The 13,344-nt window shown below is 43.7% G+C and carries 14 protein-coding genes; 4 read left to right on the forward strand and 10 right to left on the reverse strand.

Translation table 11 applies throughout. From position 1 onward, the window contains the following. Positions 1-11: 11 nt before the first annotated feature. Entirely contained in the window at positions 12-563 is a 552-nt protein-coding gene (locus RB297_RS12925) for a GNAT family N-acetyltransferase (RefSeq protein WP_096775334.1), read from the reverse strand. 1 nt (position 564) lies between these two features. Beyond that, positions 565-1,782 carry a glycosyltransferase family 4 protein gene (locus RB297_RS12930; RefSeq protein WP_096775333.1) on the reverse strand — a complete coding sequence of 406 codons (1,218 nt, stop codon included), beginning with the start codon at positions 1,780-1,782 and terminating at the stop codon, positions 565-567. A gap of 246 nt (positions 1,783-2,028) precedes the next feature. Here RB297_RS12930 and RB297_RS12935 point away from each other — a divergent pair, with 246 nt between their 5' ends. From RB297_RS12935 to RB297_RS12950, 4 genes are all read left to right on the forward strand, one after another. After that, a complete protein-coding gene (locus RB297_RS12935) occupies positions 2,029-2,877 on the forward strand; it encodes a hypothetical protein (protein ID WP_096775332.1) in 849 nt (282 codons plus the stop codon). Beyond that, positions 2,865-4,481: a hypothetical protein gene (locus tag RB297_RS12940; RefSeq protein WP_375120645.1), complete on the forward strand. Its 1,617-nt coding sequence runs from the start codon at positions 2,865-2,867 to the stop codon at positions 4,479-4,481. Before RB297_RS12935 ends, RB297_RS12940 begins: the two co-directional genes overlap by 13 nt. 24 nt (positions 4,482-4,505) lie before the next feature. Then, positions 4,506-5,441 (forward strand): glycosyltransferase family 4 protein, encoded by a 936-nt coding sequence (locus RB297_RS12945; protein ID WP_375120646.1) that lies wholly within the window; start codon positions 4,506-4,508, stop codon positions 5,439-5,441. Positions 5,442-5,737: 296 nt separating this feature from the next. After that, a complete protein-coding gene (locus RB297_RS12950; RefSeq protein ID WP_375120647.1) occupies positions 5,738-7,354 on the forward strand; it encodes an asparagine synthetase B family protein in 1,617 nt (538 codons plus the stop codon). Between the two features lie 366 nt (positions 7,355-7,720). Here the strand turns inward: RB297_RS12950 and RB297_RS12955 are convergent, their stop codons facing one another. The 8 genes from RB297_RS12955 to RB297_RS12990 form a co-directional block, all read right to left on the reverse strand. Beyond that, positions 7,721-8,896: a glycosyltransferase family 4 protein gene (locus RB297_RS12955; RefSeq protein WP_096775330.1), complete on the reverse strand. Its 1,176-nt coding sequence runs from the start codon at positions 8,894-8,896 to the stop codon at positions 7,721-7,723. Between the two features lie 131 nt (positions 8,897-9,027). Then, on the reverse strand, positions 9,028-10,116 hold the full coding sequence (locus RB297_RS12960) for an aminoglycoside phosphotransferase family protein (RefSeq protein ID WP_255250580.1): 1,089 nt from the start codon (positions 10,114-10,116) through the stop codon (positions 9,028-9,030). Positions 10,117-10,301: 185 nt separating this feature from the next. Beyond that, positions 10,302-10,598 carry a hypothetical protein gene (locus RB297_RS12965; RefSeq protein ID WP_096775329.1) on the reverse strand — a complete coding sequence of 99 codons (297 nt, stop codon included), beginning with the start codon at positions 10,596-10,598 and terminating at the stop codon, positions 10,302-10,304. Between the two features lie 20 nt (positions 10,599-10,618). Further along, positions 10,619-10,921, reverse strand: a complete 303-nt coding sequence (locus tag RB297_RS12970; protein ID WP_015733940.1) for a hypothetical protein — start codon at positions 10,919-10,921, stop codon at positions 10,619-10,621. After that, positions 10,918-11,232 (reverse strand): alpha-helical endospore appendage domain-containing protein, encoded by a 315-nt coding sequence (locus RB297_RS12975; RefSeq protein WP_009591657.1) that lies wholly within the window; start codon positions 11,230-11,232, stop codon positions 10,918-10,920. Before RB297_RS12975 ends, RB297_RS12970 begins: the two co-directional genes overlap by 4 nt. Positions 11,233-11,267: 35 nt before the next feature. Then, positions 11,268-11,609, reverse strand: a complete 342-nt coding sequence (locus RB297_RS12980) for a nucleoside-diphosphate sugar epimerase (RefSeq protein ID WP_096775328.1) — start codon at positions 11,607-11,609, stop codon at positions 11,268-11,270. Between the two features lie 84 nt (positions 11,610-11,693). Beyond that, entirely contained in the window at positions 11,694-12,398 is a 705-nt protein-coding gene (locus RB297_RS12985) for a glycosyltransferase family 2 protein (RefSeq protein WP_375120648.1), read from the reverse strand. Between the two features lie 352 nt (positions 12,399-12,750). Beyond that, positions 12,751-13,332, reverse strand: coding sequence for a WIAG-tail domain (locus RB297_RS12990; RefSeq protein ID WP_096775326.1), 582 nt, complete (start codon positions 13,330-13,332; stop codon positions 12,751-12,753). Positions 13,333-13,344: the final 12 nt, after the last annotated feature.

Raw genomic sequence — 13,344 nt, forward strand, 5'->3', positions numbered from 1 at the left:
TCATGATGATCTTACTTGTCTAAATAAATCAATGCATACTTGATCCCGTAATCATCCTGAAAATGATCATCAAATATGTGGACATTCGACCTCCCCATTTCGCTAAAATGGCAGGTCATATAGGCTTTGTCGGCAATTTTTGCCCCCAGCAGCTTGGCAAAGGGTAACGATATTTTATGATCCGTTCGAATAATGGCCGTAAACGTCTTATATTGGGGCATTATCTTCCAATCCTGATAAGCTCTATACATGAGCTTCCTGCCTATATTATGACCGGCATGCTGGGGATGCACAGCGACCCGATGTACGTGAGAAACGCCTGGAATCGGTTCGGAGCAAATCAGGAAGGCCGTGAGTTTATCGATATCACTCTTCACAACGCTATAGCTTAAATCATATTTCCCCGGCAGATCAGCAAGGAATTGACGTTCTCCCCATTCTTCGGTTGAGTATAAGTGTCCTCGCTTTAAATAAACCAGATGCTCCACTTCAATTAAGTCTGATAAATAATGTTGCATATTGTTCCTATCCAGCTTTACGATAGAAAGTCCTTTGTCCAGCATATCATTGCCCACTCCTTGTCGCCGACTTCATACTCATGGCACGGGTATACACATTTAATACCCGCTTGGTCATCGTGCTTAGCGAACAATGTTTCAAGCTCCATGATTCGGAATTGCTGCTTAGTCGTTTACGCACTCCCCGATTCTCAAGCAGCTTCTTCATTTCTCGATAAAGCGCTTGACTGTTGCCTGGAGGGACCAAGAGTCCGTTCTCTGAGTGATCCACCATTTCAGTGATCCCCCCAGCCTTGGAGCCTATTATCGCTTTACCGGCTACTTGAGCTTCGATTAATGAGTAAGGATAGTTATCTTCGAGGCTAGGAATTACAAAAATATCTGCCTGTTTTAATAGGGCGGGAATATCGTCGCGCCGTCCCAAAAATTTAACATATTTCCCCAGACCATGCCGTTTGGATTTTTTCTTAAGCGCTTTTTCCATGCCTCCTTTTCCGACAATCCAGCAGACCCAATCGCTCCGTTTCTTTTTCAACTGTGCCAAGGAATCAAGCAATACATGCTGACCTTTGACTTTTTCAAGCCGTCCGGTACATATAATAATCTTTTTATTTGATGGACTGCTGAGTCCAGTATTTTTGTTCATCTGACGCTTAAAGGCCGGAATATCGATTCCATTGGAAATGACCTGGATATTCTCTGTAGGGATCCCGCATCTTAGGCACACATTCAATAGCCATCTCGAAGGTACAATGGTTTTATCGCTTCGCTGAATAACCTCTGATTCGAAGGAGGATAATAGATTCCATCCCGTAGAGCCGGGTTTTATGAGTCCGTAATAATAGTATTCGGCCGTAACGCAGCCGTGCAAAGTGAGTATTACTGGAGTTGAGCGGGGGTTGTAGACATCCAGTACGCTGGCAGAGATGATTTCCTGAGCATGAATAACCTGGTATTGTTCCAAATCTATGGATCGAACTGCATCGAAATATTTCTTAGCCTCATCCTGAATTTTATCAAGAAACTTCCATACTCTTTTGCCTACCCAACCTGAAGACAATAATGGATGGCTTCTACCGCTGGACTTTTTTCTTTTTATAAGATAACGCCCGTTCGATGTTGTGAGATAGTATTCACCATGATGCCTAGCTAATATCTCTACTTCATGGCCGTTTTTTTCAAGTCCCGCCTTTAACTCGTGCATGTATTTCCCGAGTCCGCCTCTCGGCGGATAGGCATATATTGTTGTAAGAAGTATTTTCATAGAGTGTCACCCTCCTTAAATCTAGTAAAGTTTGATATATGTTATGCAGTGTTGTTAAGGTTTGAAGGGTATATATGAACTATTTATTTGAGCATTCTCATAATTCCGTTTTTGACTTAATGACAGAATCAGGATAATCCTGCTCTTTCGTTTTGAGTCACTCCTATTCATTTTTGGGTTTAAGCCGTTTCCATTTCATCATGAGCAGCATTAAATGTATAAACGATGTGAATAGGAGGTTCAGCTTTGAAAAAACCGCTCTGCGTCTCCGTATTCGTATTTGGGAGCTACACAAGATTCATACCTTATTATGTATATAGCGTACTCAAGAGTTACCCCGAGTATTATGTGAAAGTATTTACCAATAAACCTCTCTCCCGCAATGAAAATAAGTGTCTTCACCTCATTAGAAGAAATTTGTCCGACCATTTTGAAATAAAGGAACATTATTTTAGCGATCATCATATAACGGATGCCAAAGTCGGGAAAGCGATGAGATTTTTGATTCCTCGTAGTGAATACAAGGATTATGAAAATGCGTATATTGGCGATGTCGATTTTTTAATTGTCAAAGAATCACCCACACTATTAGAAGGACATCTAGCGCATTGTGATAAGATCAACTTGCCTTTCAGCAACCAAATTAGACCCAATTCCAAGAGGTTAACAGGATTACATTTCTTCCGAGTGAAACCATATTATAAGACCATGCAGTCGATGATCAAATATTACCGAAAAGAAAAAGAAATTTTAAATAAAGTGCTTCAACCGATGGGAACGAACGAAGAGTTCCTGTATCAATTAATGAAGGATGGTTTCGGTTTCGGGAAAATAGAGGATCACCCCTATAGACCGCATCATGGCTTCCACTTGGGTATTTTCCGAACTGGCGATCACGAGAAAAAATTCAACATATATCTAAAAAGGGGAAGCACGGAGCAAATTGTAGAAACACCACCGTATCCCCTATTAAGAAATCAATTGCTAGACTTCTATTCGGACCCCTTGTTCCGAAAGATCCGAGAATACAATCCTATTATGGAACTTAAAGTATTACACCGACTATTGAGGAGGTACAAGGATTGTCCAAAGTAATTTACGTTTGTTTAAGAAACCCATCGTCGATGGCGGTAGAGAAGGATCGGGTCAAGCGCGTCTGTGACAATCTCACTCCAGATAACCTTGATCCCCACCCTGCCATCGTGACGGCTAATGATAACGTGATCATCGGAATATTCAATCCAGTCCCCTCGATTATGCTCAAAGCATCTAGTGTCTGCTTGGGCAATCTTCTTGGATCGCCATCAGAGTGGCATCAACTCGGGAGCAAAATTCCCGATGGCACTTACGCGTTAATTCGTGGCAATTCAAATGAAATTGAAGCCATTGCCGATTATGTTGGATCACGTACAATATGGTATGTACACACCAAAGATTTGTTTATCGCATCCACCTCTCAACGAATGATTATTGCTTACTTGGGTAGTTACCGTCCCGACAGAAATGTCTACTCTTGGATATTATCGACAGGTTCTCTGGGGCCAGGATTATCATGGGATAAGAGAATTAAATGCTTACCGGGGAATAGCAGGTTTATATTAAACAGAGAATCATGGACAGCAAGACTGGAGCAGGGAACCGTTCGATTCCAAGAATCCAATCTTCGTTATCAGGATCATTATGAACGGCTGAAAAAGGCGATAGAGGTCACCATGAATTCGATGCGGATCGATTATGCCCAGTGGGCACTCCTCCTGTCCGGAGGACAGGATAGCAGGACGATCTTGTTGCATCTACCGAACCCTAAGAAAATCAATACCCTTACTTGGGGGCTGAAAAGTTCGATCAAGGTGAAAAATTCAGATGCCTATATCGCCAAAAAAATCGCCGATTACATTGGCTGTCCGCATCAATATTATCCGACAGACATATCAGCTCATCTGTCCCTCAGAACGTTGTTCGACCGTTTTCTTTCCATTGGAGAAGGGAGAATTGATCACTTTTCAGGTTATGCGGATGGTTTTAATCTTTGGAACAAACTACACGCCCAAGGGGTGTCAGGAGTCATCAGAGGAGATGGAGGATTTGGTTATGTGCCCTGCAAAGACGAACAAGATGTTCGATTCAGGGTGGGTATGCCGCTTCTCACTGACTTTGTCAATCTGACCGACCGTTTGCATCAAATCGGAATAGCACCGAATTTGCTACCGCACCATTTAAATAGAAAGAAGACGGAATCGATCCCCTTATGGCGTGATCGGTTGTTCCATCAATACAGAATTCCTTCGATACACGCAGCTCTGAATGACCTTAAACTGTCTCATGTAGAAATTGCTAACCCTTATCTGTCTAGAAGAATCATTTTAGAAGCAAGGAAATTACCCGACCACCTGCGAACAAGCAAGAAATTGTTTAAGGATATTGCCAATGCCGTCAATCCAGGGATTGATTATGCACAATACCGCTCTACAGCAAGAACCAAAGATCTTCTGAACCAGAACGAAACGATCGCTTTTCTCAAGAAAGAAATCCGACATTCGAAAGTGCTGCCGAATTCATTAAAGAACTTGCTGGATAAGGAAATGGCCCCCCACCCCAACAAAATCCGGCACCATATGAACATCAATGTGCTAGGATTTCGTGCATTCATCATTGCTAGAATGAATACGATTCTCACAAAGGACGCAAGTCTCTTATAACCATTGACGAATGGAGGGCGGACGTTGGGTAAAAATAAAGTACGATCCGTATTGTTGGTGGCGGACCGCCCCTTCTGGGCTTTCGATCACAGGGCTAAAGATATGATGAATGTGCCTATGGAGCAAATTCAATTTCAATTAAAATATTTCCCTCAGGTCACACTAAGCGATAGCAACCGATTTGATCTTATTTATGCGATGTCGCTTGATATCGCCCTCAAAATTCATAAACTGGGTGTCCCTTTAAATAAAATAGCTGCAGGGATTACCTCAAGACGAATATTCGAAAAACACATGACCGATCAAAAAAAGTTCAAACCCGAATTCATCACCTTCATCAGAGAGTTGCGGGGGGTAAACTCGGCATCTTCAGAATTTATACATGAATTCCAACACATTCGCACCGTTCATAAAACCCCCGTAGGTGTGAATGAGAAGCTATTTACCCCAATGAAGAAGAACAACCATACTCCCCAACTGCTTAAAGTTGGCTGGGTCGGTCGAATTGATCGGATTGACAATCGAGAGCTCAAAGGATATGACATGGTCATCTCAGCTCTCAAGGGATTACCTGTTCAATTGGAAGTTCGTTCTCTGTTTGATAACTATGCACCCCGAGATAAAATGGTGGAGTTCTATCAGAGTTTAGACCTATTCATCTGTTCCAGTCGTTCGGAGCATATCCCCATGCCGATTCTTGAAGCTGCTTCTTCCGGTATTCCGATTATTACAACTAAGGTTGGAATTGTACCCGAATTAATTAAATCTCATCGTAACGGTATTATCGTTAAACGCAGACGTTCAGCCATACGGAAGGCTGTACAGTATATGATTGACCATCCTGATGAACGAAAAGCGATGGGCGCCAACGTTCGTCAGTCTGTTCTAAAGTGTTGGAAATGGACAGATTGTGCAAAAGTTTGGGAACAATTCTTCATGAGTCTAATGGAGAAGGAGTAAGAGAACAGAAACTAACCCGTAATAATAAGATAGGGGAACCACTCTAATGGCTCCCTTTATCGAACCGCACGTGCCCTACTAAGGCATACGACTCACCAACGTGATTCACTTTATAATCAATACGTCGCTAAACGTTGTGTAATATGCATCTTTCAACGCGGTCGGGAGCGTAGTACTCTTGTCCGCGTTCTTTTGCTTTTTTTGCTCTCTTCGGAACTTCGCTTGATAAGTCAGAGAATACAGCCCACATATATAGAGATCAAAGTATTACACCGACTATTGAGGAGGTACCATGATTGTCCAAAATAATATACGTTTGTTTAAGAAACCCATCGTCGATGGCGGTAGAGAAGGATCGAGTCAAGCGCGTCTGTGACAACCTCACTCCAGATAACCTTGACCCCCACCCTGCCATCGTGACGGCTAAGGATAACGTGATCATCGGAATATTCAATCCAGTCCCCACGATTATGCTCAAAGCATCTAGTGTCTGCTTGGGCAATCTTCTTGGATCGCCATCAGAGTGGCATCAACCCAGGAGCAAAATCCCCGATGGCACTTACGCATTAATTCGTGGCAATTCAAATGAAATTGAAGCCATTGCCGATTATGTTGGATCACGTACGATATGGTATGTACACACCAAAGATTTGTTTATCGCATCCACCTCTCAACGAATGATTATTGCTTACTTGGGGAGTTACCATCCTGACAGAAATGTCTACTCTTGGATATTATCGACAGGTTCTCTGGGGCCAGGATTATCATGGGATAAGAGAATTAAATGCTTACCGGGGAATAGCAGGTTTATATTAAACAGAGAATCATGGACAGCAAGACTGGTGCAGAGAACCGTTCGATTCCAAGAATCCAATCTTAGTTATCAGGATCATTATGAACGACTGAAAAAGGCGATTGAGGTCACTATGAGTTTAATGCGGATCGATTATGCAGAGTGGGTACTTACCCTATCCGGAGGCTATGATAGCAGGACGATCTTGTTGCATCTTCCGAACCCCAAAAAGATCAACACCCTTACTTGGGGGCTGAAACATTCGATCAAGGAGAAAAATTCAGATGCCTACATCGCCAAAAAAATCGCCGATTACATTGGCTGTCCGCATCAATATTATCCAACGGACTTATCTGCTCATCTGTCCCTCAGAACGTTGTTCGACCGTTTTCTTTCTATTGGAGAAGGGAGAATTGATCACTTTTCAGGTTATGCGGATGGTTTTTATATTTGGAACAAACTACACGCCCATGGTGTGTCCGGAGTCATTAGAGGGGATGAAGGATTTGGTTGGGTGTCCTGCAAAGACGAACAAGATGTTCGATTCAGGGTGGGTATGCCGCTTCTCACTGACTTTGTCAATCTGACGGACCCTCTACATCAAATCGGAATAGCACCGAATTCGCTACCGCCTCATTTGAATAGAAAGAAGACGGAATCGATCCCCTTATGGCGTGATCGGTTGTACCATCAATACAGAATTCCTTCGATTCTCGCAGCTCTGAACGACCTTAAACTTTCTCATGTAGAAATTGCTAATCCTTTTCTGTCTAGAAGAATCATTTTAGAAGCAAGGAAATTACCCGACCACCTGCGAACAAGCAAGAAATTGTATAAGGATATTGCCAATAACGTCAATCCTGGGATCGATTATGCACAATACCGCGCTACAGCAAGAACCAAAGATCTTCTGAACCAGAACGAAACGATCGCTTTTCTCAAGAAAGAAATCCGACATTCGAAAGTGCTGCCGAATTCATTAAAGAACTTGCTGGATAAGGAAATGGCCCCCCGCCCCAACAAAATCCGGCACCATATGAACATCAATGTGCTAGGATTTCGTGCATTCATCATTGCTAGAATGAATACGATTCTCACGAAGGACGCAGGTCTCTTATAACCATTCCGAATGGAGGGCGGACGTTGGGTAAAAATAAAGTACGATCCGTATTGTTGGTGGCGTACGCCCTTTCTGGGCTTTCGATCACAGGGCTAAAGATATGATGAATGTGCCTATGGAGCAGGTCACACTAAGCGATAGCAACCGATTTGATCTTATTTATGCGAAGTCGCTTCTGCTTAAGAACGAAAAGCGATGGGCGCCAACGTTCGTCAGTCTGTTCTAAAGCGTTGGAAAGACAGATTGTGCAAAAGTTTGGGAACAATTCTTCATGAGCCCGTAATAATAAGATAGGGGAGCCACTCTCATGGCTCCCCCTTAGACGTCCGTCGCACATATAAAGCAGGGCATATGCCCTGCTTTATTTTAATTTGGGTTTTGTTCATAAATTTTCAAGACTTCTTTGCAGCGATTATCCCACGTATACTTCTGCACTTTCCTGAACGCATGCTTGGATAACTGCACGCCCAGTTCCTTGTCCGATAATAAACGTCGGATATGATTGCAGAAGCCTGATATATCATCTCTCTTAACAAGCAGAGCATCGTGCTGATGCTTTAGAATTCTACTGACAGCCGGAATATCAGTCGCCACGATGGGTCTTCGGGACGCCATGTAATCAAATAGTTTTAACGGTGAAGCGATGCGATATCGCACATCCTCTAGAGAGTAAGGCAGAAGCAGACAATCAGCTACCTTCAAGTACTTCGGGACATGAATATTGGAGACAAACCCCGTGAACTGCACGTTCCTGATTTTTCTTTCCTCACAATATTTCTCCCAGTGTAGACGATCCCGTTCGTACCCGCCAACAAGTAAGAAGACCAAATTCTTCATATGCTGCATTCTCTCAGCTGCCTTTAAGATCTGATCAATCCCTCGATCAGGGTAAAGATTTCCGCAATATACCGCATATTGCTTATTCGAATCGAATCCCAATTCCTTTCTCCATTTCAATTGATTATTAGAAATGTCGAAGTTTTTTAAGTCCGTACCATCCTCCATAACAAATATTTTATCTGCTGGGAACCCCCTCTTCAGATGTTCTTTTTTAATTTCTTTATGAATGGTAACCATCCCTTTGAATGCTTTGAGATGGGCGATTTTGTATAACTGTTGCAGTTTGGGCAGATCGTACTTCCAGTCGTGTGATTCTACGAAGGTGGGGATTCCTTCTCTCGCCGTATAATAAGGAATAATCAGATTGCGGCAATAGACGAAATCGTACTTCATCCGCTTTGCATGTTTATAAGCTCTCTGCACGAATGTTGGATCATTGCGTGTTTTGCCGCTCTTATAAGCTTCAGGAGAAGGAGAAAGATACTTAATTTTTAAATCACGATCTACGCCATAATGCGAATATATATTGTCCATATTTAATTTGAACTTGGTGACATTCTCACTGTCCGCTGTGATGACTTCCACTTTGCAGCCCATATTTTTAAACCCCTGTGCCATTTTCATCACATTAATGCTATGGGCCTGATACGAAGGTAGATTTTGACCGAGGAATACCCCAACATGAAGTCCTTTACTCAACATTTCTCCTCCTATGGTTTGAGATAATTACGCTTGACTATAAACAGTATATGAACTGCAAATGCTTTTGTAACGGCATCTGAGCAGGCACATGAAGATTAGCGAAAACACCCGATGAGCGAACGCTCCTGACACTAATAAAGCTCCAACTTTTTTCCTAAAACTTTAATTTTTTCTAAATACACTGGCAGCAGCTTCGCCTCTTTTTTTCCGGTAACAGCCCAATTCAGCTGCAGATACAGCCCCTTCTCGAGTACTCGTTTTAGAAATGCCATCTGATACAGTTTTAAAGGATCCGTTTTAAAGATAACTCCGTGCTTTCTCATCTCATTTGAATATAATTGAATGCAACGGCGAGTTATAGCCTCTTCCTGGTCTGCCCAATCTCGGCGGTATGCCAAGAAAACTCCGATCAAATTGACGAGATCAAACCAGCACGGGGCATATTTTGCGCCTTCCCAATCGATAAACTTGATGTTCCACGACTTGTCCTTAACATTGTTGGTCGCTATGTTTGCAGTGTGAAGATCTCCGTGGATAATGCTGCAGCCTTCATGAGTTACCTCCGGGAAATACTCTGGCCCTATCTGCAGCAGGTCCTTCACGAGTGAGTAATATGGATTAATCATTTCTTTCAGATTGTTGTTTTTCATCGCTTCATCTAAATAAAACAAGGTTAACTTATTTATGTTTTTTCTTTCTTCTCTCATAACAAAAGAGTTAAATTGAGGCAGCCAATCATCGAATAGTCGCTCATGTTGTTTAAAGCGTTCATTCATCGTAGACGAGTGAAGCTTCGCCAATGTCGGAATGATTTTGTCAAAGTGATCCGGATTATACCGCACCCGCCCTTCAAGAGGTTCAACATATTCCATGAACACCCATAACTCTCGTCCATTCACATTTCTTTTGCACTTATAAACTTGTGGCATGAACGGCTGAAGTACTTTTTTTGCTTTACGGTATATATTTTTCTCGACCGTGCTTTCCGGTCGGTCTCTTTTGAGCGGTTTCGAAATTTTAAGAATGATGGGAAAGCGCTTTTGTTCATGTTCGATTTCCAGCTTCCATATGCTGCTTTTGTATGAATCTTTTAGGCATTCCATTTTCCGATGATTAAGCGTTACTCTCTTGCCAAAATATGGTTTGAATGATTCGGCAAATCCCATCTTACGCCATGTTCTTCGAATGTATCGCTTGTCTATGTTATGCGTTTGACCCACTTGCCCTCACTCCATTTTCATTTTTAACCATACTATGTCGAAAATAGATACTTGTCACTTTCATACGCCTACCAACAGAAAGTATCACGATCTATATTGTTTGAAAGATTATAAAAGTGAATAACAAAGAGCGGTCCTCTTAGCAATATGTGTGATTATGCACGCGAAGATCGCCCTATCTGTAATCATGGAGCTGTAGCGACAATATTCCCATCTTCATAACCTTTCGCAAATCCGGCTTTAAAATCTTCCATGTAGGAATGATCATACCCTTTGTCATGGATTTGATGGGATAAAGGCCGGGATCTGCCGGCCTCAGACCTGGAGCTGTATCGGCCACCGGCTCGATGGCGCTTGATTGGCTTGCCATGGCGGCGTTTAATACCTGATGACTTCAGGCTTCTCAGCCCTTTTGCGAATGACTTCTTCCGTGCCATGGGTGAAGCCTTACGATGATTCCTAACCGTTAATGCCGTGTTCATGCCGAATCCTCCTGCAAGGGTCAATTCGTAGCTTCTAACCCGGCCTCATTGTAAAATAGCTGGCACTCGGATGTTATCCAGGGCGATGCCGGACTGCCTAATTTGTACCGATTTAACGGAATGCCTGTCAACATTTCAGCCATCACGGATTGATAGCCGACAAGCAGCCGAATATTCTCCGCAAGCGTGCGCGCGGTTGTTTCAGAATGTGCCGTAACCTCTGCGATACTTTCCAAAATACTTGCCAGCGCTTGCTGACTTCTAGCAATGGATGATACCATAGCAATCTTGGCCTCGTGTTCCCGTTGTATGCGCGCGATCATGAGTCCGTATCTCCGAAATCGAATGCATCAAATCCCATGGCATCATCTTGTTCAGCGTCCGTTCCGAGAATAATCCGCAGATTCCGGCACAGACCGGAGCCTATTTTCGTCAAGCCCTCGATTTGCTCGACAATTTGCTCGTGAATGGATAACGAATCCTTCAACTCTCCCTTGGAACGAGGATATTGAGTCAAGACCCATTGACAAACCTTTTCGGCTTCTACCGCTTTCCCTTGAAGAATGAGATAGGTATTATATTGAATAGTCACGGATGCATCGAGAATCCGCATGAACGATTCCTCTTTACTCACATACATTCCCCCTTAACCAACGAAGTCGGATCCCATTATTCTTCGCCTTGCTCGTTCGCTCTAAGCTCTTTCATTACGATTTCCAAACTGTCTGCCGATGTTTGTTGCAGGTCGGCCATGGCGTTCAAATAAGCAGCAATGCTGCCATTGACTTGTTCCACCTGGGATCCTGACGACCGGCCTCCTAATAATTGTCCCCCTAATGATGATCCTCCTCGTGAATTCGGTTCTTCGGAGGCTTGGATTTCATGATTCGGTAAGGAATGTATAATTTGAGCCATGCGGACTGCTGCATGACGCTGAGCTTCTAGAATGCGCGCTATTTGCTGCTGGGACTGCGATAGGTATTCGACCATGTCATCAATTTTTTTCTCCACGACATAACTCTCCTTCGCTCATCATATTTTTCAACATATGCTTCGACAAGCTTCCTGGTGCCATGAATAATGCCGTCTTTCGAATCAGGTGAATAGATCCTTAGCTGGCAGCATCGTTCTATATTGCTGCGGAACTCGCCCTAACCATTCGCTTATGCTTTCCTGTAATGATGGAAGCCCCTCATCTAGTCCTCCAACCTCCGTTAACAGCTCGGGGCGGAACAGAGCACAGCACGCATTTAACCGGTTATGGATATCCGCTTCGTTCCCGGGAAGTACGGGGGTTCCTGACTGTGCAAAACTAACGCAAACCGTTTTGATAGCGGGTGCATGTTCCAGCTCATCCATCAGACCGCCGATCCAGTTATCCATAACAGGTGTACAGCCATATAGAATAACTAACTTCTTCCCGTGTGAAGCACGAAGTGCCTTATTAAGAACAACCGCTATGCCTTGACCACTTCTCCCCGTAATGTGTCGTACCGCTCCGATCCGGCCGCGCACATATTGCCTGGTTCCTTCTGAGGAGCCGGCATCCGCTATGAGCAGCTCATATGGATGCGGCGTTAAGGCTTCGATTCTTCTAATCTTGCCAATGGCATCTTCGTTTGGATCATGAATGGGGATGATGATGCTGATGCCCTCAAATGAGGATGCTCCGTTTATTTGTCCGTGTTGAACGCCATAAGAATAGCCAACGATAAATCCATCCTTCCGTCCTTCAACCGGATCAGCTTTGGGAAGAGTCGCCGATAAAGATGTCCGTAAGCGAGTGCCGCGTCTCTTCATCGTAAAAAGTCCTTCATATACATTCCGCCTCCCGTTTCTCATCACTGCGTGAGGACCGAATAATCATTTGGCAATTCATTTCTATTGTATGTTGACTTTCTCGCTTCGTGACGGCATCCACAGGGACCATTCCATTCTCTAAACGTATGATCATCTTCCATATGTAAACAACACTTGATTGGAGTAACATGTTCGTAAATGAGCGTCATTCGGAGAACTCCTTAGTATTCACTCCTGCGGATGATCGCACTAAGGCTCTTCCGGAACGGCATCTTCATCATGTTGACGAATGGGATCCCCCTGGTTACAAAAAGGATGGGTGGAATCTCGCTTCCCCCATCCTTCTCCTCCATTATGTCGCCATCCGGCCTATTGAGATCCAGTACAGCCAGCCTTCCGAGATCACGGTGCCTGCCGGCCGCGTAATTCCGATGGCCACCTCCGCATGCTGCCGTTTTCGAATGCCAGCTTGAAACACCGGATCACTGCACGATGCCACCACTACATAATGTTCATCTTGATAGGAGGTCTGAAGCGGTATTGTAATTTCGATCGTTTCTTGTTCATCAGAAAAGATGAAGGGGAAATATCCAAACTGCTGAAGTAAAGGCATATCAGGAATCCCTTGAACCGGATTAAAGGAAAGATGACTCGGTTGAACCGATTCGAGTGCCAGTTTGGAAGAAATAATGGATTCGGATGACAGATGAATACTGTGTACGGCATAATCCTCAATCGCTTCACTTCTTACGCTGCGATGCTGCAGATGGGAAGCACTGATTACATCATCAGCCAACGCGTGATCCATCACATCATTCTCTAAATCTGACCACTTGCCGGAAGTTCCTCTGATGGCTATCTTCTTATTAAAGCCATCGTACCGCCGAAAGGGCCTTCCCCTTCTTATCCTGGTGATCCTTCTGGCTTTGTTCACTGTCAGCTCTCT

The sequence above is a fragment of the Paenibacillus sp. CR_12 genome, from assembly GCF_041953985.1.
Taxonomy (GTDB): Bacteria; Bacillota; Bacilli; order Paenibacillales; family Paenibacillaceae; genus Paenibacillus_AQ; species Paenibacillus_AQ lautus_A.

Coding starts and splice junctions, on each gene's coding strand:
- RB297_RS12925 (WP_096775334.1), bottom strand. CDS start 563: ATGCTGGACAAAGGACTTTCTATCGTAAAGCTGGATAGGAACAATATG.
- RB297_RS12965 (WP_096775329.1), bottom strand. CDS start 10,598: ATGAACACGGCATTAACGGTTAGGAATCATCGTAAGGCTTCACCCATG.
- RB297_RS12985 (WP_375120648.1), bottom strand. CDS start 12,398: ATGAAGAGACGCGGCACTCGCTTACGGACATCTTTATCGGCGACTCTT.
- RB297_RS12970 (WP_015733940.1), bottom strand. CDS start 10,921: ATGATCGCGCGCATACAACGGGAACACGAGGCCAAGATTGCTATGGTA.
- RB297_RS12930 (WP_096775333.1), bottom strand. CDS start 1,782: ATGAAAATACTTCTTACAACAATATATGCCTATCCGCCGAGAGGCGGA.
- RB297_RS12955 (WP_096775330.1), bottom strand. CDS start 8,896: ATGTTGAGTAAAGGACTTCATGTTGGGGTATTCCTCGGTCAAAATCTA.